The organism is Corynebacterium sp. H128 (assembly GCF_037482625.1).
GTDB lineage: Bacteria > Actinomycetota > Actinomycetes > Mycobacteriales > Mycobacteriaceae > Corynebacterium.
Window position 1 is genome coordinate 1 of the sequence record NZ_JBBHKW010000015.1, and the last position, 24,622, is coordinate 24,622.

General features: G+C 55.4%; 18 protein-coding genes and 1 pseudogene. 12 read left to right on the forward strand and 7 right to left on the reverse strand.

Annotation, left to right across the window (positions count from 1 at the left end; all coding sequences use genetic code 11):
* A pseudogene (locus WG915_RS11120) lies at positions 1-120 on the forward strand (IS30 family transposase); the annotation flags it as partial.
* A gap of 123 nt (positions 121-243) precedes the next feature.
* Here WG915_RS11120 and WG915_RS11125 read toward each other — a convergent pair.
* Entirely contained in the window at positions 244-1,011 is a 768-nt protein-coding gene (locus tag WG915_RS11125) for a siderophore-interacting protein (RefSeq protein WP_339565453.1), read from the reverse strand.
* A gap of 71 nt (positions 1,012-1,082) precedes the next feature.
* Here WG915_RS11125 and WG915_RS11130 point away from each other — a divergent pair, with 71 nt between their 5' ends.
* From WG915_RS11130 to WG915_RS11145, 4 genes are read left to right on the forward strand one after another with little or no spacing between them, the layout of a single operon-like run.
* The gene (locus tag WG915_RS11130) at positions 1,083-1,985 is read left to right on the forward strand and encodes an ABC transporter substrate-binding protein (protein WP_339565454.1); all 903 of its coding nucleotides are present in this window, start codon (positions 1,083-1,085) and stop codon (positions 1,983-1,985) included.
* Positions 1,969-2,931 carry a FecCD family ABC transporter permease gene (locus tag WG915_RS11135; protein WP_339565455.1) on the forward strand — a complete coding sequence of 321 codons (963 nt, stop codon included), beginning with the start codon at positions 1,969-1,971 and terminating at the stop codon, positions 2,929-2,931. The genes WG915_RS11130 and WG915_RS11135 overlap by 17 nt, the downstream gene beginning before the upstream one ends.
* Entirely contained in the window at positions 2,928-3,896 is a 969-nt protein-coding gene (locus tag WG915_RS11140; protein WP_339565456.1) for a FecCD family ABC transporter permease, read from the forward strand. Before WG915_RS11135 ends, WG915_RS11140 begins: the two co-directional genes overlap by 4 nt.
* Complete coding sequence (locus WG915_RS11145) at positions 3,893-4,672, forward strand: ABC transporter ATP-binding protein (RefSeq protein ID WP_339565457.1); 780 nt, start codon at positions 3,893-3,895, stop codon at positions 4,670-4,672. The genes WG915_RS11140 and WG915_RS11145 overlap by 4 nt, the downstream gene beginning before the upstream one ends.
* 3 nt (positions 4,673-4,675) lie before the next feature.
* Here the strand turns inward: WG915_RS11145 and WG915_RS11150 are convergent, their stop codons facing one another.
* The 4 genes from WG915_RS11150 to WG915_RS11165 are packed head-to-tail and all read right to left on the reverse strand — an operon-like array spanning position 4,676 to position 8,712.
* Positions 4,676-6,091 carry an MFS transporter gene (locus tag WG915_RS11150; protein ID WP_339565458.1) on the reverse strand — a complete coding sequence of 472 codons (1,416 nt, stop codon included), beginning with the start codon at positions 6,089-6,091 and terminating at the stop codon, positions 4,676-4,678.
* On the reverse strand, positions 6,091-7,059 hold the full coding sequence (locus tag WG915_RS11155) for a nucleoside hydrolase (RefSeq protein WP_339565459.1): 969 nt from the start codon (positions 7,057-7,059) through the stop codon (positions 6,091-6,093). Before WG915_RS11155 ends, WG915_RS11150 begins: the two co-directional genes overlap by 1 nt.
* Before the next feature lie 21 nt (positions 7,060-7,080).
* Positions 7,081-7,776, reverse strand: coding sequence for a deoxyribose-phosphate aldolase (deoC, locus tag WG915_RS11160; RefSeq protein ID WP_339565460.1), 696 nt, complete (start codon positions 7,774-7,776; stop codon positions 7,081-7,083).
* Positions 7,777-7,788: 12 nt separating this feature from the next.
* Positions 7,789-8,712, reverse strand: coding sequence for a ribokinase (locus WG915_RS11165; protein ID WP_339565461.1), 924 nt, complete (start codon positions 8,710-8,712; stop codon positions 7,789-7,791).
* A 142-nt stretch (positions 8,713-8,854) separates the two neighbouring features.
* On the opposite strand from WG915_RS11165, the gene WG915_RS11170 reads away from it, so the two are divergent.
* From WG915_RS11170 to WG915_RS11190, 5 genes are all read left to right on the forward strand, one after another.
* The gene (locus tag WG915_RS11170; RefSeq protein ID WP_339565462.1) at positions 8,855-9,619 is read left to right on the forward strand and encodes a GntR family transcriptional regulator; all 765 of its coding nucleotides are present in this window, start codon (positions 8,855-8,857) and stop codon (positions 9,617-9,619) included.
* A gap of 76 nt (positions 9,620-9,695) precedes the next feature.
* The gene (lepA, locus tag WG915_RS11175; protein WP_339565463.1) at positions 9,696-11,543 is read left to right on the forward strand and encodes a translation elongation factor 4; all 1,848 of its coding nucleotides are present in this window, start codon (positions 9,696-9,698) and stop codon (positions 11,541-11,543) included.
* Positions 11,544-11,877: 334 nt separating this feature from the next.
* Complete coding sequence (locus tag WG915_RS11180) at positions 11,878-14,775, forward strand: SNF2-related protein (protein ID WP_339565464.1); 2,898 nt, start codon at positions 11,878-11,880, stop codon at positions 14,773-14,775.
* Between the two features lie 20 nt (positions 14,776-14,795).
* A complete protein-coding gene (locus tag WG915_RS11185; RefSeq protein ID WP_339565465.1) occupies positions 14,796-16,793 on the forward strand; it encodes a site-specific DNA-methyltransferase in 1,998 nt (665 codons plus the stop codon).
* Positions 16,794-16,805: 12 nt separating this feature from the next.
* A complete protein-coding gene (locus WG915_RS11190; RefSeq protein ID WP_339565466.1) occupies positions 16,806-19,739 on the forward strand; it encodes a restriction endonuclease in 2,934 nt (977 codons plus the stop codon).
* 476 nt (positions 19,740-20,215) lie between these two features.
* On the opposite strand, the gene WG915_RS11195 is transcribed toward WG915_RS11190, so the two are convergent.
* On the reverse strand, positions 20,216-20,728 hold the full coding sequence (locus WG915_RS11195) for an MAE_28990/MAE_18760 family HEPN-like nuclease (RefSeq protein WP_339565467.1): 513 nt from the start codon (positions 20,726-20,728) through the stop codon (positions 20,216-20,218).
* A gap of 4 nt (positions 20,729-20,732) precedes the next feature.
* Positions 20,733-21,851, reverse strand: a complete 1,119-nt coding sequence (locus WG915_RS11200) for a DUF262 domain-containing protein (protein WP_339565468.1) — start codon at positions 21,849-21,851, stop codon at positions 20,733-20,735.
* Positions 21,852-21,999: 148 nt separating this feature from the next.
* Here WG915_RS11200 and WG915_RS11205 point away from each other — a divergent pair, with 148 nt between their 5' ends.
* Together WG915_RS11205 and WG915_RS11210 are read left to right on the forward strand one after the other, a co-directional pair.
* Complete coding sequence (locus WG915_RS11205) at positions 22,000-23,025, forward strand: ABC transporter substrate-binding protein (RefSeq protein ID WP_339565469.1); 1,026 nt, start codon at positions 22,000-22,002, stop codon at positions 23,023-23,025.
* Positions 23,026-23,039: 14 nt separating this feature from the next.
* The gene (locus tag WG915_RS11210) at positions 23,040-24,611 is read left to right on the forward strand and encodes an ABC transporter permease (protein WP_339565475.1); all 1,572 of its coding nucleotides are present in this window, start codon (positions 23,040-23,042) and stop codon (positions 24,609-24,611) included.
* The last annotated feature ends 11 nt before the right edge of the window (positions 24,612-24,622 follow it).

Genomic DNA, 24,622 nt, shown 5'->3' on the forward strand with positions numbered 1-24,622 from the left:
ACTGCCGAGCATGTCCAGTTTGTGCAAGATGAGCTCAATGACACTCCGCGAATCGTGCTGGGTGGGTGCACTCCTCGTGAGATACTGATGAAAACACTCAATGGTGCATTCACAGCTTGACACCGCCCTGGATGTCACTAGTTTTCAATAGCCGTGTCCTGGAAAGTTCGGCAAAAGGGGTTCGCGCGGGACAAGAACAGCGCGGGACAAGAACAGCGCGGGACGGGAAGGTGCAGGGACTCGCTAAGGCCTGGGGCGTCCCTCGTACCAAAATGGTACGAACGTGATGTCCTTGGAGTTCATTCCGAGTGATTTGATGCCGAAGGCGCGCGCGGCCTTTACTAGTCGATCCTCTCCGCTGGCCCACAGTTTTGTGGTGTCGGTGAGTGACCAGTCGGAAAGGACGTCGTTAAGCGTGCTCGGTGCTTCGGCTGGCGGGGCGACGTGGACGGCGAGGTTGCGTAGGGGGAGCTGCTCTAATGCGTCCAGCTCGATGTCTTCTAATGACGGAGTTACTACGAGGGCTGAGGTGCTTGCGAGGGAGTCGAGTTGGTCCAGGATAGACAGTAGAGCGGGTGTGCCGGTAGCATCCGCGACCAATACCTGTGGTCCGGCGGTGGGCTGCCAGAGTGCTTGGCAGTTCCAGAAGCCGCAGGTGTCGCCGACGCTAGCGGTGGAGGTCCAGTGGGAGCCGGGGCCGGGGGCGTCTTGGTGGAGTACAACGTCGAAGTCGAGCAGCCCCTGTACTGGGTCGACCGAGCGGATGGTGTACCAGCGCAGCCCGGGGCGAATGTCTGCTGGGAGGGCGGCGACGCTTGCGCGGATGTTGGGTTCGCTGCTGGGAAATGGCGTAAATTCTTGGCCGGGTTGGGGCATGAGGAGACCGAAGAATTCGTCTGGGCCGTCGAGCTTATAGCCGAAGAATCCGGGGGAGTGGAGGGTGATTCTGCGCAGGTTGGGCGCTATGTCTGCGGTCGCTGCTACGGTGCAGCAAAGTAGTCGGTTTGACACAATTCCCCTCCTAGGTTTTGATTAGGCTAACCTTACTAACAAATGTATTGAACGACAATAAGGAAATTCTGATGATGAATCGCCGTTCCTTCCTTGCCGCTGCAGCGGTATCCGTACTGCTGCTCACCGGTTGCTCTAAGGCCGATGTCGAACAGACTGGTCCGGGTGCAGAGCGTATCGCCGCCCTTGGGCTTGGCGACGTTGACACCCTCCTCGCTCTCGGCGTCACCCCAGTCGCAGTCGCACCATTCTCCGCGCCTGACGCAGTGTCCAAGAATGGTCTCGAGCCATGGGCTGAAAAGCTCGGTGAGGGCAAAGAAATGACCCCGATCTTCAACACCTCCAAGGGCTTTACCGCCGGGGTGCTGGAAGAGGTCACTGCCACCAACCCTTCCCAGATCATCGCCGTGAACCAGGCAGTGGATCCGCAGGCGAAGGAAGCGCTGGAGAAGATCGCTCCCACCACCCTGAAGCCAGAAGGCTTTGAGGACTGGCAGATCCCGTGGAAGGACCAGGTGGAGCAGATCGCCGGAGCCGTGGATAAGGAAAAAGAGGGTGAGAAGCTGATCAAAGACACGGAGGCCGCCTTCGAGGAGTACAAGAAGAGCCACCCTGAGCTGCAGGGCAAGAAGGCTGCCGTCGTGATGCCATACAGCGGCAAGCTGGGCCTGTACACCGATGCGGACGGCCGTGGCCAGTTCATCGAGTCCATGGGCATGGAGATCCCGGACGGGGTCCAGGGCACAGATAAGTCCCAGTTCTACCTCGATATTGCGCCGGAGAACTACTCCATCCTGGAGCAGGTAGACGTGCTGTACGTGCTGGATTACGAGGGCTCCGCCGAGCCCCTCAAGACGGATCCTGCCTTCGCCGCTTTGCTACCAAAGGCCAAGTTCATTGAGCAGTCCGTCGGCAACGCCATGAGTGTTCCGAACCCTGTCAGCATCCCGTGGGCTCTTGAAAAGCTTAAGTAGCGCGCTCACCCTCGTTGCACTGCTCGTTGTATCACTCGCCGTTGGTTCTAGGGCACTGCCGCTAGCCGACGTCCTTTCTGCCCTCGCGGGCAACGGCCCCGCCGATATTCACAACATCGTGTGGGGCATGCGTATCCCGCGTGGGCTCTTGGCGTGTCTAGCGGGCGGTTCATTGGCGTTGGCCGGGGTGCTTGCTCAGGCCTGGACCCGGAACCCACTGGCGGACCCGGGCATCGTGGGGATTACCGCTGGTGCGCGATTTGCTATTGCCCTCGCGGCGATCGCTGGTGTTGGTGGTGGCTTGTGGACTCAGGGCGTGCTGGCGCTGCTGGGGGCATTGGTGGCCACGGGTGTTGTGTTGCTGGTCGCCCGCACCACGAGCGATCCCATGACCTTGATCCTGGTGGGAGTGGGCATCAACGCGATGCTCATGGCACTGACCATGCTGCTGGCCCTGCAGTCGGAGTCGGTGTTCAATGACATGCGCCAGTGGTCGGTGGGATCCACCGTTGGGCGGGGCTATGGCGAGGTGCTCGTGGCGTTGGTCGGTTTCCTGATCGCGTTCTTGGTGAGCATCGTGGTCGCCCGGGACCTCGATATCCTGGCGATGGGCAGCGATACCGCAGCCGCGCTCGGGATCTCGGTGAATCGAACCCTGGCCCTCGTGATCACGGCGCTCGTCGTTGCCGCTGGCTCTGCGACGGCAGTGGTGGGGCCAGTTGCCTTCCTCGGCCTCGCCGCACCGCACATGGTACGCAGCCTCGGGCTCGTGACGGTACGTGACCTGCTATTGCCCACGGTTCTCGTCGGCAGCATCTTGGCGGTGCTGGCAGACATGATCGGCAGGCTTGCCCTGCGGCCCGGCGAAGTAGAGTTCTCCGTGGTCCTGGCAGCGATCGGCGCGCCTTTGATGATCTGGCTGATCCGCAAGGGGGCCCGACTGTGACCCGTTACGTACTCACGTGCGTTGGTGTAGCGCTGCTAGCGAGCGCCGCATACATCTGCCTCCTGTGCCTGGGTGCGGTGGCATTGACTCCCGCTGACGTGCTGGCCGCGCTCACCGGCGGCGGCTCTGCCCGAGCTGTTCAGGTGGTGTGGGACTTAAGGCTCCCAGTCGCCCTCGTCACTGCGATCGTCGGCGCAGCATTATCGACGGCCGGTGCCTGGACCCAAACCCTGGCCCGCAATCCACTGGCATCACCGGACATGCTCGGTATCAGTGGTGGCGCTGCTGTTGCAGTCGTCGCGGGTACCGTGCTGCTCGAGGTGAATGATTTCTGGGCGCGCGCCGGGCTCGCCCTGCTGGGCGGCATCGTTACGCTCACGCTGTTGCTGCTGCTCGGGTTGGGGCGCACCACCCAGCAACTGATTCTCATTGGTGTGGCCTTGGCGCTGTTTGCCCAGTCCGCGGTGTCCTATCTGCTGTTGCGCGCGGACTTGATGCGTGCGACAGAGGCCCAGGTGTGGCTTGCTGGCTCCACCGGTTTCGCGCGCTGGGAGGTAGTGCTGCCGCTCGTGTTGGGGCTGGCGCCCTTCGTGATCCTGGGGCTTTCCCAGCACCGCGATCTGCCGGTGCTCGCGCACGATGATGCCACCGCGATTGCTCTGGGTGTGCCATTGCGGCGCACTCGACTGTTACTCGTGGTGGCGGCAACTGGGATCGTGGCGGTGGTGGTTTCCGTGGTGGGGCCGTTGGGCTTCGTGGCACTGGTTGCGCCACAGTTGGCCCGCATCCTTGGCGGTACCGCAGTGCCCGGTGTGGTGCTGTCTGCGCTGATGGGGGCGGCACTGTTGCTCGTGTGTGGCGTCCTCGTGGCGCTGTTGCCGGTTACGGCGCCAGTTGGTTTGGTGACGTCCGCGATCGGCGGACTCATGCTCGTCTATCTGGTTTCCGCTAGGAGGAAGCGATGATCCTGAAAGCTTCGAATGTTGTGGCCGGTTACGGCGAGGAGCCGGAAGTGGTGCGCGGGGTGAGCCTCGAGGCCGCTGCCGGGACTGTGACCACGCTGCTCGGGCCTAATGGCTGCGGCAAATCCACACTGCTCAAGACGATGTCCAAGGTGCTCGATCCGCGCTCCGGAACGGTGACGGTCGGGGCACAAGCGGTGGCAGACCTGCGACCGCGGGAGGCGGCGCGGCTCGTCGGCATGCTGGCGCAGCATCCGCTGGCACCGGCGGGGTTGACTGTGCGCCAGCTCGTCGAAAGGGGGCGGCATCCGCACCGGGGATTCTTCGGCGGGCTTTCCGACGCCGATAATTCCGCCATCGACGCCGCCCTTGCGGCCACCGCCACGAGCGAGCTCGCGGATCGCCTGGTTGATGATCTTTCCGGTGGACAGCGCCAACGCGTGTGGTTTGCCATGGTGCTCGCGCAGGACACCCCGGTGATTCTGCTGGACGAGCCCACCACCTATCTCGACCCCGCCCATGCCATCGAGGTACTTGAGCTGGCTCGGGCGCAGGCGGAGCTTGGAAAGACTGTGATCATGGTGCTCCATGACCTGATGCTGGCGGGTACCTACTCTGACGAGCTGGTGCTCATGAAAGAAGGATCCGTGCTTGCGCACGGATCCCCACTCAGTGTGTTGACCGCCGACAACCTGGCACAGGCTTATGGGCTTCGCGCAGAAATCTGGGATGATCCTGCGTCCGCGAGCCCGGTTATTGTGCCGCGTGGCGTGGTCTAGCAGCTAGATCTTCTCTTCGCTGTCTTCCTTTCCTGGCAGTACCAGGGAGAACAGCAACGCGATCAGGCCGCAGCCCACGCCGATAATCATGGCAGTGGAGTAGCCGGATCCGCCGGTGGCAGCAGCTTGAGCGACGGTCGAGGCCATCACACCGATACCGAGGCCGGCACCCAAGTTGAAGGCCGCAGAGTTCAGGCCCGGGAGCACGCCAGGGCGGGTTTCTGAAGAATAGAGCACGCCCATCGCGTTGATCGTGGTGTTGGACATCGCGGTGTAGCTGATGCCCAGGCACAATGCAATCGCGAAGACGATCCATTTGTCGTGGTAGCCGGTGAACACGAACAGCGCCAGCAACACGGTGGATCCGAACAAACCGATCCGCAGCAACAGGCGGTAGCCCACCAGTGGCGCGTACTTGCCAACAAACGGGGAGATCAGCCAACCAGCCAGCGAGAATGGCGTCAGGTACATCAGCGCGGACACCGTACTGCTCATACCAAAGCCGGCGGGATCTTGGGAGATCGCTGGGATGAGGTAGAGCAGGGTGGCAAAGGCCGAGGCCATGGTGAACAGGGTGGTGCCCAAGAGTCCCCAGGTGGAGCGCTTCTTCAGCTCGACGAGTGGAACCAGCGGGTCACGGTGGTTCTTCTCCACTGCGACGAAGGCGAATGCGGAGGCGATGCCGATGACGAACATTGCCATGGTCCACATGCTCGACCAACCCAGCTCACTGAAACCGAAGGTCACGCCCATGTTGAAGGACCACAGTGCCAGCGTGAGCGCGATTGCGCCCAGCCAGTCCATATTCGCTACCGCGGTGACCCTGGTTTCTGGGACCCAGGCCAGGAGCGTCAGCAAGGCGATGAGCTCCACGGCCAGGATGCACAGGACCACGGCTTTGTAGCCGAAGGCGTCGGTAAGCATGCCGCCGACCAAGGTATCAATGCCCGCGACACCGGAGTTGATGGCAGCGACCAGGCCGATGTAGAAGCCGTATCGCTTCGGATCCAGGATGGCGCGCAGAGTCAGGTTGCCCAGCGCGAAGGTCGCACCGCAGAAGCCCTGCAGTGCGCGGCCGATCATCAGCCACAATGGGGATGCGGTGAACAGGATCAGCAGGGTTCCGAAGATCATGACGGAAACGGAAACGATCAGAACCCTTTTACGGCCGATCTTGTCCGCGAAAGGAGGGAAGAAGACGGCGAGTGCGGCAGCTACTGAAAGGAAGACAGTAGAGGACCAGCCGATGACACCCGGGTTGGTGTGGAGGCGGTGGGCCATATCGCCAATCGACGGCGAGAGCATGGTGGCGTTGAGCTGGAAGCTTGAGATGACCAGCATCAACGCGGTCAATACGAGTGCCGGGGAGGCATCTTTACCGCGGACTTTATCCACGGCTACCGGAGCTGAGCCTGACATCACCACATCAATTCGATCGAAGGGACGGTTGGGGTGGCCAGGATGGTGTCCAGCATTGCGAAGAACGCAGCGTGGTCGGCCTTCTCAATCACAGTGGCGTTAGGCGTGAGGTCATACTTGTCCCAAGCCATCGCTGAGAAGCCGCGAGTGAGCTCGGAGTTTGTCTCAATATCAACCCGGTAGCGGCCATCTTGCAGGACGATCTCAGGGTGCAGCAGCGCCGCCAAGGTCATCGAATCTGGGTGCGTGGAACCGAAGACACCGACGGATTCATTGAAGTCCAAGGTGGTGTCACACACACGCTTGAAGAAGCGTGCGATAGGCGTATCCACGGACACCGTGCGGTCATAGACCTCACGGGTGATGGTGGCGTCGTCGAGGGTTACTGGATCCCATGGCAGGATCACGATGTCTTTGAAGCCGGCATCCATGACGATCTGAGCAGCCTCAGGGTCAACATAGAAGTTGAATTCAGCGGACGGGGTGATGTTGCCACGGCCGTTATTAGAGCCGCCCATGATGTAGACACTCTTAACGTTGTCTACAAAGCTGCGATCCTTAACAATGGCCGTCGCAATGTTGGTGAGCGGACCGATGCAGACGACGGAGACTTCGCCTGGGTTTTCGGCCACGATGCGGATCATGGCATCCACAGCATGCTCGGTAGAGGTGGAGCAATTGCTGAAGTCCATGGACAGGCCGCCGGCGCCATCGCCGTGGACGTTTTCCGCAGAGGCCCAAGGGCGCATCATGGGGTTATCGCAACCAATATGGATGGGCACCTCGCCCAATTTGCCGCAGACGCTCAACGTCATGTGAGCGTTAGCAATCTGCTTTTCAAAGCCCACGTTTCCGGCAACCATGGTGATGGCGCGGAGATCGGCTACCGGGTCAAGCAGACCGAGCATGATGGCGACACAGTCGTCTTGAGCAGTGTCGGTGTCAAGAATGAAAGGGATCTTAGACATGTGGCGTGAATCCTTATGTGGTTAGTAGCTATCAGCGTTATTTAGGTGGCCCGTGACGATTGCTACCGAGTTGGAGGAACCAACGAGGGCAGCGCCCGCCTGAATCAGGGAGAGGGCGTGCTCGAAGGTGGAGATACCGCCAGAGCCCTTCACCAGCACCCCTTCCGGAGCGAGGGACTTGAGGAACTTGATGGATTCCACATCCGCCTTTTGAACCGAGCCGGAGGAGGCGTTCTTGAGGTACTTCACGCCCGCCTCGATGGAGAGCTCCACGGCAGTCTTCTGCAGTTCAGGGGTGAGCAGTGGCAGCTCCAGCATCACCTTGATAGGCACGCCGCAGGCGACGACGCCGGCGATGTCCTCGCGGAAGCGATCGAACTCGCCATCCTTGAGCCAGCCGATCTGCACTCCGATATCAATCTGGGTGGCGCCCAGGCGTACCAGTTCTTCTGCCTCCGCAGCCTTGCCACGGGAGGTCATCACACCAGTGGTAGGGAAGTCCAATGCCGAAGCGACTTCGATGCCGGTACCACGCAGGACTGCGGCGGTTTCCTTTACCCGGGAGCCGGCGACCATAGCAGCGTTGAAGCCATAGGTGACGGCTTCTTCGGCGTGCTGGATTGCCTCCTCTTTAGTGGTGCCAATGGCGATGCGGGTGTGCTGAATGTATGGAGCCAGATCGCTCGGATTGACGATGTTTTCCGGTGAGACAGTCATGAAGACCTTTCCTTAGAGAGTGATATTGAAACGATTTTTGATGAGTTGAGCCGTCGGCAAAGCCGGGATGACACCTTCAGACTCAACTGCAACTGAACCGACGAGGCAGCCGAAACTGCTCGCGAAGGTGAGGTCGTGGCCATAGAGCAGCGCCGCGGCGACACCGGCGTTGAAGGTATCTCCCGCGCCGGTGGTGTCCACGATTTGCTGCGGGACTATTGGATCAACTCGGTGCGCTTTGCACGGGGAGTCTTTGCTTACAACTACGGCGCCTCGTGCACCGTCGGTGAGGATCACATCCACGTGGTGGCGCTGGGCCAGCTGCGAGGCGATATCCTCGGCGGTGTCGGCAGCTTCGCCGACGCCAAGCAGCTGGCAGGCCTCGGTGTAATTCGGGGTAATCAGGTCCAGATTCGCCCAGTCCGCTTCTGTGAGCTGCGGCGCGGGCGCGGGATTCAAAATGACGCGACAGTTTGCCTCGCGCCCAAGCCGAATCGCGGCGCGAATGGTGTCCTCGGGGATTTCACAGGAGATCAAGACGATGTCTGCTTCCTCGAAAGCCGCGGCGCGATCTTGTAACAGCGCGGGCGTTAGATCGTCGAGAACCCCGTTTGCGAGGACGATGCGGTTTTCGCCGGAGGCTTCTGTGATGATGCAGCCCACCATCGTGTTGCCCGGTATGGATATCACGCCGTCGGCATTGATGCCTTCCTCGTGCCAGAGGGTGCGGGCGAGCTTCGCGCGTTCGTCTTCGCCGACAGCCGAAAAGAGGCTGACGTGTGCTCCAAGCCGAGCAGCGGCGACCGCTTGGTTTGAAGCTTTGCCGCCGTGGTGTTCTTCCAACCGAGCGCCAGAGACGGTTTCTCCCGCTGTCGGCGCTCGTTGGGTATAGAACGAAAGGCCGACTCCGTAGCCTCCAACAACCAAGAGTTTCATCTAGCTTCTCCTTCGGGGAAAGGGCGATGTGAATGCAGCCTGTGATATGTGTACAAATCTACACAATGTGAACAACTATGTACATGAATTGTGATGAGTTCCCCATTGCCTTTGTTTTCTCCATGCAAGCTAGGCTGAAAGAGTGGGAATCGGAAAGGAAAACACGGCACAGGTCATTGACTTGGGCCTGCCCGATCCGTTGTATCGGCAGGTCTCGGACTATTTGCGCGGGAAAATCCTTTCTGGGCAGTGGCCCTCGAAATTGAGGTTGCCTTCTGAGCCGGATTTAGCAAAAGAATGTGGCGTCTCCAGGGGCACATTGCGCAAGGCGATTGAGCAGCTACGAGCAGAAAAGCTCCTCGTGCAAGTGCGAGGGCGCGGAACATTCGTGACAGAACAAGCGATCGATTCTGCGATGACCACCACGCTGTCCTCCATCTTTGAGGAATTGACCCGCCGCGGCATCGACTTTTCCACACGGGTGCTCACCCAAGAAGAATGCCGGGCGGATGAGTCCATCGCGGCCCGGCTGGGCTTGCCCCCCGGCGAGAAATTGGTGCATCTGGAGCGTTTGCGTTTCGACGCGATCGGCCCCATCGCCTTCATCCGCAACTACGTCACCCTGTCGGCCGCCGAGCGGGCGGAGCTGCTGGCCACCAACTTGGAGCGGGAATCCCTGTTCGCGGAGATTGAGCGGATTCAGGAACACCCCATCGCATACGGCGAACGCTCCATCACGGCGGTAGCTGCGGGTGGGGAAGAAGCGCGAGCGCTCGGCATAGCGCCCGGTTCCCCGATGCTGTACATGGAGCAGGTGTCTTTTGCAGCAGATCAGCAGGCGATTGAGTGCTCGAGTATTTGGATTAATCCTGCGCGAATGCGAATTCATGCGAAGGCTGCGCGCTAGCCATCGTTTGGTTCTGGAATGCTGCGCATCTCAGGTAGGCTTCTAAAGCGTTATAGAGGAAAGGGCCCCTACATCCATGCCAAAGAACTTTGCGGAAACCACGTTCACGGATCCGAAGCAGATTCGTAACTTCTGCATCATCGCGCACATCGACCACGGCAAGTCCACGCTGGCCGACCGCATTCTGGGTCTTTCCGGCGTCATCGAGGCGCGAGACATGCGCGATCAGTACCTGGACAACATGGATATTGAGCGCGAGCGCGGCATCACCATCAAGGCGCAGAACGTGCGCATTCCGTGGACTCCGACCACGGGTAAGCATGCCGGCGAAGAGATCGTCATGCACCTGATTGATACGCCGGGGCACGTGGACTTCACCTATGAGGTCTCCCGCGCGTTGGAGGCCTGTGAGGGCGCCATTTTGCTTGTCGACGCCGCCCAGGGCATCGAAGCCCAGACGCTGGCTAACCTCTACCTGGCCATGGAAAATGACCTGGAGATCATCCCAGTCCTGAACAAGATCGATCTCCCAGCCGCCGATCCGGAGAAGTACTCCCTGGAGATCGCGAACATCGTTGGCTGCGAGCCAGAAGACGTGCTGCGTGTGTCCGGAAAGACCGGTGTCGGTGTGCCAGAGCTGCTGGACAAGGTGTGCGAACTCGTGCCCTCACCGTCCAACGCGCTGCCGGTGGACGCGCCTGCCCGCGCCATGATTTTCGACTCCGTCTACGACACCTACCGCGGCGTGGTCACCTATATTCGTATGATCGACGGCAAGCTCGAACCACGCCAGAAGATCAAGATGATGTCCACCGGCGCTACCCACGAGCTGCTGGAAATCGGCATCGTGAGCCCGACCCCGAAGAAGTGCAAGGGCCTGGGCCCCGGCGAGGTGGGCTACCTGATCACCGGTGTAAAGGACGTGCGCCAGTCCAAGGTCGGCGATACCGTCACCTGGGCACAAAACGGTGCCGAAGATGCACTCCAGGGTTACGCAGACCCGAAGCCGATGGTCTACTCCGGTCTCTTCCCAATCTCCCAGGCGCAGTACCCAGACCTGCGCGATGCGCTGGAGAAACTGCAGCTTAACGACGCCGCCTTGACCTGGGAGCCTGAAACCTCCGTCGCCCTCGGCTTCGGTTTCCGCCTCGGCTTCCTCGGCCTGCTACACATGGAAATCACCCGCGACCGCCTGCAGCGCGAATTCGACCTGGACCTGATCTCCACCGCGCCGTCGGTAAGCTACCGCGTCGTCGCCGAAGACGGCGAAGAGATGATGGTGCACAACCCTTCGGACTGGCCGGGCGGCAAGCTGCGTGAGGTGTGGGAGCCGATCGTGAAAACCACCGTCATCGTGCCGGCAGAGTTCGTGGGCACCACGATGGAGCTATGCCAGCAAAAGCGCGGCCAAATGGGCGGCATGGACTACCTATCTGAGGACCGCGTGGAGCTGCGCTACGTCATGCCGCTTGGCGAGATCATCTTCGACTTCTTTGACATGCTCAAGAGTAGGACGCGTGGCTACGCCTCCCTCAACTACGAGGAAGCAGGGGAGCAGGAGTCTGACCTGGTCAAGGTGGATATCCTGCTGCAGGGCGAGCCTGTCGACGCCTTCTCCGCCATCGTCCACCGCGACAACGCCCAGTGGTACGGCAACAAGATGACCGTGAAGCTCAAGGAGCTTATTCCTAGGCAGCAGTTCGAAGTGCCTGTTCAAGCTGCGATCGGCACGAAGGTCATCGCCCGCGAAAACATCCGTGCGCTGCGCAAGGACGTGCTGGCCAAGTGTTACGGCGGCGACGTCTCCCGTAAGCGCAAGCTGCTGGAAAAGCAGAAGGAAGGCAAGAAGCGCATGAAGAACATCGGTTCCGTGTCCGTGCCGCAGGAAGCGTTTGTGGCGGCGCTGAGTACGGATGAGGGGTAGTTTGCTTTTGGCTTCTCGACGGCCATTTTCGGGGAATTCTGGGGGGCGGCCATCAGGGTATGTCTAGAATCGGGCAAACTTAAGTCCTCGTTGTCTCTACATAGAATGAGTTCTATCGCAATACTTTCGGGACAAGTTCCTAATGATTTCCGTTTCTGGCCGATGGCGTTCGACTGAGATGAATTGACTACAGAGTCAGTTTGATCCTTTATAATTACATTATTGAAATTCGAGCTTTTGTACCGCAATTGAGGAAAATAATAGGAATGAGCGGCATTCTCAACAAGCATCGTGGTCGGCCAACGAGTTCAGCTTTTCTCAAGGAAGGCTTGAAATGAGGGATTTTGCTACTCATTTATCTAATCATCAGGCGAAATACTTTGCTCATGAGCTAGAGCGTAGCTATTCCAATGATCATGTGGGTAAGTTGGCTGGGCTTTTGTTTGATGCTCAGGTGGAGCCGAAGCCGCACCAGATTGAGGCGGCTTTGTTTGCGCTTAAGGGCAATGCAACTCGCGGTGTGATTCTGGCGGATGAGGTTGGTCTTGGTAAGACGATTGAGGCCGGCATTGTGATTACGCAGTATTGGGCGGAGCGTAAGCGCCAGATTCTAATTATTGCTCCGGCAAGCCTTCGGCAGCAGTGGAAGCAGGAGTTATACGAGAAGTTTTTGATTCCCTCGGAATTGCTGGATTCAAAGTCTAAGGTTAGCTTGCTCAAAGTGAAGACCGGGAGTCAGGTCTTGATCGCGTCCTATGAATTTGTGCAGCAAAACAAGGCCGATCTGCTCAGGCGTTGGGATCTGATTGTCGCTGATGAAGCGCATCGTCTGCGCAACTTCTATAAGGGCCGTGCTCAGTCCAAGGTGGCATCATCGGTCGGTGATGTTCTGGATGGTGCAGGCAAAATTGTATTACTGACTGCCACTCCATTGCAGAACCGTTTGGAAGAGATTTACGGCCTAGTTTCGCTTTTCGACCCGGAGTACTTCCGTTCGTTGGAGGTTTTTCGTGAGCGTTATATTAAGTCCAATGGTTCGCAGTTTAGTCCGGACGATTTAGCTGAACGTGTCGGTCATTTGACCAAGCGAACGTTGCGTCGGGATGCCGAAAAGTATATTCGTTTTACGAAGCGTGATCCGCTCACTGTTAAGTTTCAGCCTTCCCAGGCTGAAATGGAACTTTATGATCTGGTTAATAGCTATCTTCAGCGCGAGACGCTGTATGCCTTTAATAGTTCTCAGCGGTCGTTGTCTTCGCAGGTGATCCGTAAGCGACTCGGTTCGTCCACGTATGCGGTTGGTATTACTCTTCGTAATACGGCTCGTCGTTTGGCTGAAGAGTTGGCGGCTGAGGGCCGTCGCATCAGCAAACAGAGTTTCTTTGATTTTGAAGATGAACTTCTTGATGAAGAACAAGCGGCGTTTGAAGCATTCGGTGAAATGACCGAGAATGATCGAGGACACGATTGGTCAGATCCGCAGGTTAGACGGCTTGTGCAATCCGAGATCGATGAGCTTAACGAGTACGCATCGTTGGCGGAATCGATCCACCAGAATCAGAAGTCGCTGAAACTTGGTGAAGCTATCGAGCGTGGTTTTGAAAGGCTTCGGGAAGTTGGAGCGCCTGAGAAGGCCATTATCTTCACTGAATACACTGCTACCCAGGACTTCCTAGCGGAGACTTTGCGGACTGCCGGTTATGGCGACGGATTGGTGTTTTTCAATGGTCAAAATAACTCTCCCGAGTCAACAGAAATCTACCGGGCCTGGCTCAAGAAGAACGCTGGCAGTGACGTCATTACTGGTAATCCGTCAGCGGACCGCCGTAAGGCCATAGTCGACTACTTCCGCGACAGCGGCAAGATCATGATCGCTACCGAAGCGGCGTCGGAGGGTATCAACCTTCAGTTCTGTTCGATGCTGATTAACTATGATCTGCCGTGGAATCCTCAGCGCGTTGAGCAACGTATTGGCCGTATCCATCGATATGGCCAGAAGTACGATGTCGTCATCGTCAATTTCTTTAATGAAGGTAATGCCGCTGAAGCTCGCATCCTGGAGCTGCTTGAAAACAAATTCCACTTGTTTGATAGCGTCTTCGGCGCCAGTGACGAAGTGCTTGGTCGAATCGAGAGTGGGTTTGATTTCGCCCAGGAGATCGCCAAGATTTACGACAATTACCGCACAGCAGATGAAATCAACACGGCATTCCAAGTGCTGGAAGAAAAGTACGCTGATACGGTCAGTAAAGATATGGCTGAGGCCCGATCAAAGGTTTTCGACAATCTTGATCCATCGGTTCGTGACCGTTTGAAGTCGTACGATGAACAGTCTGGCGAGGTGCTCAATAAGTTTGAGCAGTTGCTCTTACTCTTGACGATTTATCGTCTGCAGAACATGGCTGAGTTTGACGGTGATGGTCGCAACTTCGTGCTTCATACCGCTCCTATAGGCGACATTGCGACAGGTCGCTATCACTTTAAGTCTTCACCGAGCGAGAATTCTCGACAGTACCGTTACCACAGCGACTTGGCTAAATATGTCATTGATGGCGCAATGAGCGCCGAAACGCCTTATCAAGAGCTGGTGTTTGATATCAGTCAATCAGAGCGTGTGAGCTCTCGAATGAAGCAACTAGTTGGACAATCTGGCGCTCTGACGGTTCGTAGCCTGACATTCACGATGAAGGCCAACGATAACGACATTTCTGAAAGCTATCTGCTGGCAGCTGGTGAGTCCGATAACGGTGAATCCCTCAACCAAGAAGATGTTGCCGAAATGATGGACCTGCGGGTATCCGAGTACCTCGATGGGGAAAGAGGAATCACTCCGGAGGTGTTTGCTGAGGCTATACGCAAGCAGCAAGAGTCACTGGAAAAGGAAGTGCAACTCCGCAATTCGAGTTATTACAACCAGCAAGAGGAGTTGCTTGAGTCGCAGATTCTCGACTTGGACACTGAGCGCAGAAAAGCTGTTCGGGAACTAGAGCAAAAGCGCAAGGACTTGCGTAAGCAGGCAAACCAAGCGGATGACTCGATGGAGCAGCTCAGGTTTAAGAAGAAGGCTCGCGCGCTGGATGTTGAAATTGATGAGATCGAAGATAGGTATCGAAAAGAAAAGCGAGATCTGCGAGATCATGTCGATGAGTTGCATATTCTGATTAAGCAGTCGTTGCAGGGCAAGCGGGTAGAGAAAGAAATGTTCACTATTCGGTGGCGGATCAAATCGTAAACAAAAGGCAAAAGGAGATAATGGTGAACGAAGAACGAGAAATGATCAATGAAGTGCCAGGCAGTAGCCCTGAGTTCCGCACTGAGCTCGCTGAGCAATTGGCGGATCTTGCTCCTGAGGCGATCGCTGACGGCAAGATAGATGTTGAAAAGCTCAAGGAGCTACTCGAAGGCGATGCTTCTGACACTAGCGAGCGTTTTGGTTTGTTTTGGCCAGGTAAAAAGCGTGCTATGCGCGCAGCCCAAACCCCAACGACCGCGACTCTTCGCCCCGACAAGGAAAACTCCAAAGATTGGGACACCACCAAAAACGTGTTCATCGAGGGCGACAATCTCGAAGTATTGAAGATCCTGCAGAAGCACTACCACGGCAAGATCAAAATGATTTACATCGATCCGCCGTACAACACAGGCAAAGACTTCGTTTACCAGGACGATTTCAAAGAGGGAATTAACACCTATTTGGAGTGGTCTAAGCAGGTCAACGAAGAAGGCAAAAAGATGTCTTCGAATTCAGAATCTGAGGGGCGCTATCACTCTAACTGGCTCAATATGATGTATCCGAGGTTGAAGCTAGCGCGAAATCTACTTGAAGCCAATGGCGTTATCTTCATTAGCATTGGTGTCGATGAAATGGACAATCTGAAGAAGATCTGCAATGAAGTCTTTGGAGAACAAAACCATATTGCCACCTTTGTCTGGGAAAAGACTCAACATTTTGGCCGTCAAAAGGTGAATACCTACTCGAATTATGACTATGTGCTATGTTTTGCGCGTCAGCTTTATAGCCGTGACGGCATGAAAAAGGAACTACTGGTTGAGTATGAAAAGAACGAGTTTGAAGATGCACCTCTCTATAATGCATCGAATCCAACTAAAGTAGTCAAATTTCCGGCAGGAACAGTCAAGTTCAATATCAAGGACGGCGAGTATTCACGTTCAACGGATGAAAAATACTGTCTTTTGTCTGAAGTTCGGGTCGTTGATGGGAGAAACCTTAATGATTTTGAACTTGAGTTTCGTTCAAGGTGGTCTGCTCAAAAAGTAATCGACGAAGTTTCAATGGGGACTACCTACTGGGTAAAAACACAAGCATTTGCAATTCGTGCAATTTACGGTGCTGGCAAGACTTTCAAAGAGTCGCCCAGAGAGTTGATTTTCACGAACGGTGGCGCGGTCAACGCGACAAAAAGCCGCTTCGGCCAAAAGGTTGGCACCAGCGATGAGGGAACCGCCGAGGTGAGCAGCTTGATGAAAAAGAAAGTATTTGATTATCCGAAGCCTACCTCTTTGATTCAGTACTTGGTTTCCCTTGTCGAGCCTGGTATTATTCTGGACTTCTTCGCTGGCTCCGGCACCACCGCAGAATCCGTCATGCGAGTAAATAGCTCTGATCAACACAGAAGAAGATTTATCCTTGTTCAGCTGCCAGAACCAGTACCTAGCGGGTCGATTGCTGAATCTGAAGGTTACAAGACGATCGCTGAAGTGTCACGAGAACGCGTTCGTCGAGCAGCCGAACAAATCTCGAAAGTGACTAAAAACGAGGCACCTACTTGCTCAAGTCGACTTGATACCGGTTTTCGTTCTTACATGCTCGCCGACACCAACTTCACCAAATGGCGAACCGAGTCTGACATCGATGCAACCAAGTTGGAGCAGCATTTGTTGGAATTGCGCGACAGCAGCGACGACAATGCGACTGCAGATGACTTGCTAACCGAGATCTTGATCAAGCAAGGGCATTCTTTAGTTGAGCAGATTCGTGAACTCTCAATCGCTGACTTGAAGTACAAGTCTGTAGTTCGACTGGATGAGGAGAAGGACGAAGAAGACACCTTTGTACTTGCCTACCTCGATGAGCACACTAAGCCATCCCTGTCTCAACTTCGGGCGGCTGTCGATACAAAGCCAGTTCAGTTCATCATTTTGGAAGATGCTTTCCAGGGCGATGATGAGTTGAAGACGAATCTGGCGCAGATGTGTAAGACCAACAATATTGAATTATGGACCGCGTAGGAGGAGGTGACAATGAAATTTAAGTTTGATGCAAAACAGGATTATCAGATAGCGGCGATCAATTCGGTGACCGATCTGTTCGATGGTCAGCCGAGCAATGCAGGCGATTTTCTTACGACTTTTCTTACTACGACAGAGCTGCCAAAATCTGGCAACCAAGCTTTGGATCTGGATCTTAGTGAAGAGGTTGGTGCGGTTGGTAACAACTTTCTTCTAGACGAAGAAACTGTGCTTGAAAATTTAAAAGTTGTGCAGAACGCACAAGGCCTCAAGCCCGCACGTGAACTGAAGGATGGTTTGCAGTTCGATATTGAGATGGAGACCGGAACCGGTAAGACCTATGTCTACCTGCGCACCATTTTCGAGCTGGCCAGAAAGTACAACTTCACCAAGTTTGTGATTCTGGTTCCAAGCGTTGCAATTCGCGAAGGCGTCACAACCAGTATTGAGTTGATGTACGATCACTTCCGTCAGCTTTACCCAGAGTTGCCGTTCGACCATATGGTGTACAGCGGCAAAAACGCGGAAGAGGTTCAGTCGTTCGCGACGTCGACAAGCATCCAGATCATGGTTATGACGATTGGTTCGGTTCGTGGTCGGGGCAATAACCTGATCATGAATCAGACACGTGACAAACTGAACGGTCTACGCCCCATCGATTTCCTTCGTGCAACACGTCCGGTGTTGATCATGGATGAGCCGCAGAATATGGAGTCGGAGCTGTCCAAGACAGCCCTCGCAGGAATGGATCCAGCCTTCATTCTGCGTTATAGTGCGACCCATCGCGAGACCCGAAACGTGACGTATCGACTCGACCCGGTCGATGCCCATGAGCTTGGCTTGGTCAAACAGATTGTGGTGGCCGAAGCAACAGAACACGGCGGAGATGCCAAGCCGTACATCAAGCTCCTCTCGGTAGAAAGTAACCCATGGCAAGCAACCCTAGAGCTGGTGTGCCGAAAGAAAGACGGATCGTTCGATCGACAGGTCAAAAAGGTCAAGCAGAATCAAGACTTGGCCAAGGTGACTGACAACCCGGCTTACGACAATAACTGGCGTATCAATGAGATCAATCTTGACGGTCAAGGTTTCATCGAGCTCACCAATCACGGAATTCTTCAGGTAGGGGAGTCTATTGGCAGCAATGATGAAGCTGTTTATCGGGAGATGATCCGTGAGACTATTCGCGAGCATTTCCGTAAAGAATCTCTGATGCGCAAGCATGGCATTAAGGTGTTGAGTCTGTTCTTCGTCGATAAAGTTGCTAGTTACCTCGGCGAAGGCAGCGACAATGTAACCGCAGATGGCAAATTCGCTCAGTGGTTCGATGAGCTATTCGTTGAAGAGCGAGAACGCTTCCCGCACTACAAGGAGCTGTTGCCCCAGGACCCCATTGAGCTGCGACGGGCTTACTTCTCGCAGATCAAGAAAGGTGTTTACGGCGACACTTCTGGTGAGACGTCGAAAGATGACGATTCTTACGATCTGATCATGAAAGACAAAGCTCGACTGCTCAGCGAAGACGAGCCAGTGCGCTTCATTTTCTCGCACTCGGCGCTGCGAGAGGGCTGGGATAACCCGAACGTTTTTCAGATTTGTACGTTGCGGGAAATGGGCTCAGAGACCGAGCGTCGCCAGACAATTGGCCGTGGACTTCGTCTACCTGTTAACCAAGATGGTGAGCGCGTGGTTGACAGGTCTGTCGCCCAGCTGACCGTCGTGGCGAACGAATCCTACCAGGAATTCGCGAACAACCTTCAGAAGGAATACAAGAAGGCGGGCGTTGCCATTGGATACATCCGCAAGGGAGATTTCGCTAAACTGCCGAAGCCTGAAACCGCAGGTGAACAGAACTTGGGGTATGCGTTGTCCGAAAAGATTTGGGGAGAACTCAAACAGAAAGGTTTCCTGGAAAAGGACGGCTATGTCACTGAGTCGTTTAGGCCGGATGCTGAGGACTTCGCTCTCAATCTAAGCCCCGAGTTTAGCGTCGTTGAGGCCTTGATTATTGATGTCCTCAAGCGCGCCAATATCAAGAATCATGTCAAGCCTAAGCGCGACCGCAGAACCCGAAAGCTCAACAAGCAGCTGTATTTCACATCTCGCGAGTTTGAGGAGTTTTGGGAAAAGATTAGTCAGCGCACGACCTACAGTGTGTCAGTGGACCGCAACGTGTTGATCAAGAATGCTGTTGCGAAAATTAAGAAAGCTGAACAAATTGAGCCACTGCGCATCGAAGTGAAGAAGGCCAAGCTCAGTATTGCTCGCGGTGGCACGAAGGGTGCCGAAACTAGTAGTCGTACCACTGATCTGCGGGGCGGGTATAAGCTGCCCAATATTGTGACTGAACTCCAGGAAGCTACTTCTCTGACTCGCAAGACGATCATCGAAATATTGATTGAAAGCAGACGTTTGGATGACTTCATTGCTAACCCTAATGATTACGTCAAGATGGTCCGCGAAATTATTGAGGCCGAGCTGGCGGCGATCGTGACTGAAGGTATTCAGTACGAGAAGATCGGCGGAAGTGTCTATTCGTTAACGGAACTTCAGCGCGATGGTTTGGAAGAAAAGCAGTACTTCCTGGATAACCTCTACAAGGTGAAGAACAAGGACAAGACGGACTACGACTTTGTTGTGTACGACTCCGAGACGGAGCGAGAGTTTGCAGAGCTTCTCGATAGCCGCGACGATATCAAGCTGTTCTTAAAACTTCCGCCAATGTTCAAGATCGACACTCCGGTCGGGCCCTATAACCCGGACTGGGCGATTGTGAAACGTGTTGAAGGCGAAGACAAGCTTTATATGGTCCGCGAGACCAAGAGCACGATGAGCGAGCACCTTCTTAGATCTACAGAGCAAGCAAAAATTGATGCCGCAACTGAGCACTTCAAGACCATCGGAGTTAGTTACGCAAAGTCTGCTCCTGGAAAGTGGAATATATGATTTGGGTTAAAGTCTAGAGGGTCGAGTTGTAATTTCGTGAGAGTGTCGCTGGTTTAACGAGATTCGGATCCGGACTGCAAACGAAGTTGACGGAGGAATTTGTCGAATGAGTTTGGAAAAACGTCTTGGTCGGACCTGACTAAGAAGTGGACTGCACAGTCAGCCATTTAAAGTCTTCTGATTTGTGTAATGTGAAGATCAAACCGGTAAAAGACGGAAAAACAAAGACGAAATCTGACCGAATCGAGACTAGCTGCGCACATTGTCTGTAGGCCTAGTTTGCGGATCCCGAGCTGGCGTAGGGTGCAACAGTTTGTGGCTAGCCAACCGACCTTCCTGTTTGATTCTAGATCTAGATCTTTACCGTACTTGTTTTGCTGTTTAAAGTGAAAGCGTCAGCCAAACAAGTTTAGCTGAAGACAGATCTCATCAGAAGAAATCTGCCCCAATGTTAATTGGGAGTATGCGATAAGTTTTCAGTTGTTTGGGTCGAAACGGTTAACCATCCATTTGGTAATTTGAATTACGCTGTCAGACCATCGAAGGATTTGGCTTGTCGAAACCTGGGAGCTTTTTCCGTGGGCGATTTTCTTTCTTGTTTCAACCAAACTGCCGACGTTATTTGAATGACGAGAATCATCGGCTTGAAACAGTTTAGCCAGTTCATCAGCCCAGATTGAATCAAAAGTGCGGACAAAGTCTTGAAGCTGCTTTGGAGTGCAGCCTAAAGAACTGGTTAGGCTCTTCTTGATGCGATTAAAGACTCTCTCCGGGGCGATAGTTCTACTATATTCACGGGCGAGGTCATCCCGTACGGACTCTAAAAGTCCAGCGGAACGGACAACTGCGTAGCGCACTAAGTAAGCTTCAACACGTGGGGGCATTGAATCTGATACTGAAGTGCGAATTGTACTGATTAGTCCTTGGTATTCATCGATTTGCTGTTTTACTATCAATGGTGGCCATTGATGTGTCGGGAGGCCTTTCATGTCTCTATTCTCCAGCAGGAGTGGTCAGGTATTCGGTTGCAAGTTGAAGGCGAGAAAAAACAGCATCCGAATCCGCCGTTGCTCTGGTTGTAGATTGAACAAAGAGCTGGTTATGGATGAGTGATTCAAACTGCTCTTTCAGGTCTTCAAGATTTGCTACGCTGTCGCTTCTCATCAATGACACAAAGATAGCCTCAGCTTGTGCGGCGTTTACCTGGTTATTTCCAGGTCGCCGAATGGCTTCGGGGCCGATGAACTTGCGGATTAGCTCTGCAGTACTTTCAAACTTTTGAAAGTAGGGCTCCAATTTTTCCGTATTTTTCCGAAAGTCAGACGTGAAACTATTAAGAAATGATTTTAGAGGGCGCTGGTAAACTGCTCCTCTAAACGATAGTGCTAGAATACGCAATACAAGTTCGTGGTCTCTCAGTCGTGTTGACTTGTTTCCGTACAGGTACCGCCAATGTGTATTGTCGTTGAGTTCTGCTACTCTCGACATTAATTCACCTGGGAATAATGCTACTCGTACTTCGTGGGGGGTTAAGTTAGTTCCCCCGGCATTCAACCTTTCGAAAATCTGATACACAGCTTCGTAACTATCATCGTCGGTCGCGGCGACAATAGTAGCTGTTAGAAATGAATCGTCAAGTTGGTTGCGATAGTCTTCAGGAAGAGTTCTGTATGTTAAATTCTTAAAATCTCCACTTACATTCTCGAGGCGAAATTCTCGTCCATTATGAATCCCTGAGTAAAAGCGGCGTAGAGTTTCCAATCGTTGCTGACCGTCCAGAACAAGGAGTTTATTATCGGGTGCCTGTTTCACTAAAAAAATGCCAGGTACCGGGTATCCTAAAAGCAATGACTCGATGAATCTGTCCATCTGTTTTTTTGTCCAAACGAACTTTCTTTGGAAAAGTGCAGATTGAACTTTGTCATCCGGTGTGCCGAATTGTGGAATGAGCATTGTGCCACGCTCAAGGCGCTTAACGAGTCCGTCAACTGGATAGTCTTGGGTGTGAAAGGTTACGCGTTCTTCTTGGGGAGGGGCCTCAGACTGGTCTTCGATTTCCTCCTCTGTAAGCGTCCGATCGAGCAAATCTTCGGGAAACTCTTTTGCATCCATGATGCTCAACATAATGCAAAGTTCGGTCTAAGATCATTTTCTACCCCTACCCCCATTCTTCACCCTCACCCTGCGAACTTAGGCTACCCATACCAAGATCAAGATTCGCACCAATCGCTACCGCCGAATGCGAATCGGAGACCCCGCAATGAACGCAACGAACCTGATCAAGCCAGCAATTGCCGTCGTAACCGCGGCTGCCTTGCTCACTGCCTGCGCTGAGCCAGCTGCAGACAACAAAGCAGAAGATAAGAACGCAGATAACGCCAAGATCACCGTCTACACCTCCGAGCCGGAGGCCAAGGTTGATGAGATCAACAAGGCATTCATGGAGAAGAATCCGAACATCCAGGTCGAGGTGTTCCGCGCCGGCACCGGCGATCTGAATGCGCGCATCGAATCCGAGAAGAAGACCGGCAAGGTCGGCGCCGACATCCTGTGGGCCGCCGATGCCCCGACTTTTGAGACCTATGCAAAAGCAGGCGACCTCGCCAAGCTCGAAAAGCTGGATACTGCCAAGATAAAAGCAGAGGCCAAGGATCCCAACGGCTTCTATGTGGGCACCCGTTTCATCCCTACCGTGATCGCGTACAACACCAAAGACATCACCGACGCGCCGAAGTCGTGGGCAGACCTGACCGATCCGAAGTACCTGGATAAGCTGGTCCTCCCGGACCCAGCGGTCTCCGGTGCCGCTGCGTTCAACGCCGCTGCCTGGAAGAACGATTCAGCTTTGGGCGAGGAGTGGATCAAGCAGCTCGGCGCGAACAAGCCGATGATCGCTAAGTCCAACGGCCCCACCTCCCAGGAGATCGCCAGCGGCTCTCGCCCAGTCGGCATCGTGGTGGACTACCTGGTACGTGACCTCGCAGTGAAGGGCTCGCCCGTTGCAGTGGCCTACCCAACGGAGGGCGCACCGTACATCACGGAGCCAGCGGGAATCTTCAAGGATTCCGCCAACCAGGACGCCGCAACGAAGTACCTGGAATTCCTGATCTCTAAGGAGGGCCAAGAGCTCGCGGTGAAGCAGAACTACCTGCCCGTTCGTGAGGATGCCGGCTCCCCGAAGGACGCCCCAGCACTGAAGGACATCAAGCTGATGGATCAGGATCTGGAAAAGATCACTGCTGATAAGCAGGCCGCCACCGCTGCGTTCCAGGACGCGATGAAGTGACCCAGGTTCGACTCATGAGGATGGGCCTGTGGCTCATCCTCATTGGCCTTTTCCTCGCACCGCTCGGCCTGGTGGTGTCCTTGGCGCTGGGTGGCAACCAAGTCCCAGTTTTGTTGGAACAGGGAATCGCCACGGCAACGTGGAATTCCGCGTACACCACGGTCCTGGCAAGCGTTGGGGCAGTGGTCGTCGGCACGCTGGCGGCGCTGATGCTGGAACGCACCGACATCCGTGGCGCCAAAGCCCTCCGGTTGTTGGTACTGAGCCCGCTGCTGGTGCCGCCGTTCATTGGGGCGATCGCGTGGATGCAGCTGTTCGGCCCGCGGCAGGGCGTGAACAGTTGGTTCGACCGCGAAATCTGGAATGTTTACGGGCCCGATGGGGTAGTGGTCCTGATGATCCTGCACTCTTACCCGGTGGTGTACATGGTGACCGCTAGCGCTCTCAAGCACATTCCCGGCGACATGGAACTCGCTGCCCGCATCTCCGGCGCCAGCACCTGGACCGCGATGCGCACCGTGACGCTGCCGCTGCTGCGCTCCGCAATCCTGAGTGCCTTCACACTGACGGCGGTGGCGAACCTCGCGGACTTTGGCATCCCTGCGATCCTCGGCTCTCCGGAGCGCTTCGAGACGCTCGCCACCATGATCTACCGCTTCATGGATTCCGGCACCGTGGCTAACCCGCTCCAGGTGGTATCCACCGTCGGAGTGGTACTGCTATTACTCGGCATTGGGGCAGTGATCTGCGATTATGTGGTGTCGCTGTGGGCGTCGACAAGCGTGGCGGACGGCGCGACCCAACGCTACCCGCTGGGCCGGGCACGCGGCCTCACCACAGCCATCGCTTGGCTGCTTGGCCTGGTGGTCACGCTCGCACCGCTGGTGGGACTCGGATATCGATCTCTGCTGCCCGCACCGGGCGTGCCGTTCACGCTCGAAACGATTTCCTTGGACAACTTCGAGCTGGCGCTGGGCAACCCGCGGGTGATCGAAGGTTTTAGTAATTCGGCGCTCTTGGCCTGCGGTGCGGCTGTGCTGTGTGGCGTGCTGGGCTGGCTCGCGGGAGTTCTGCTCACGCGGACTCGCCACTGGTCGAACACTGTGATGAGCTTGGTGATTTTGTTGCCGACGGCGCTGCCCGGGCTGATCATCGGTGTTGGCTGGCTGATTCTGGGGCGCTATACCGGCATGTACAACACCCGCTGGGTCATCCTCGGCGCCTACGTCTGCGCGTTCACCGCGCTGGTACTGCAGGCAGTGCGCGCCCCGTTGCAGCAAACACCGCTGGCGGTGGAGGAAGCAGCCCGGATCTCGGGTGCCTCTCAGCTGCGCTCTTTGCTCGATACCACCGGACGGATGGCGCTGCCCGCGGCGATTTCCGGGGCGGTGTTGGTACTGGTCACTGCAGTGCGTGAGCTGACCATTTCAGTTCTGCTGGTCGCGCCGGGGACCACGACGCTCGGCGTCCAAGTGTTTAACCTCCAGATGGCTGGCGACTACAACCAAGCCAGCGCGCTGTCACTGCTGTTCGTGCTCATCGGCGTTTTGGCGCTGGGCTTAACTTTGAGGGAGAAGGTCTCTTGATCTCATTGACT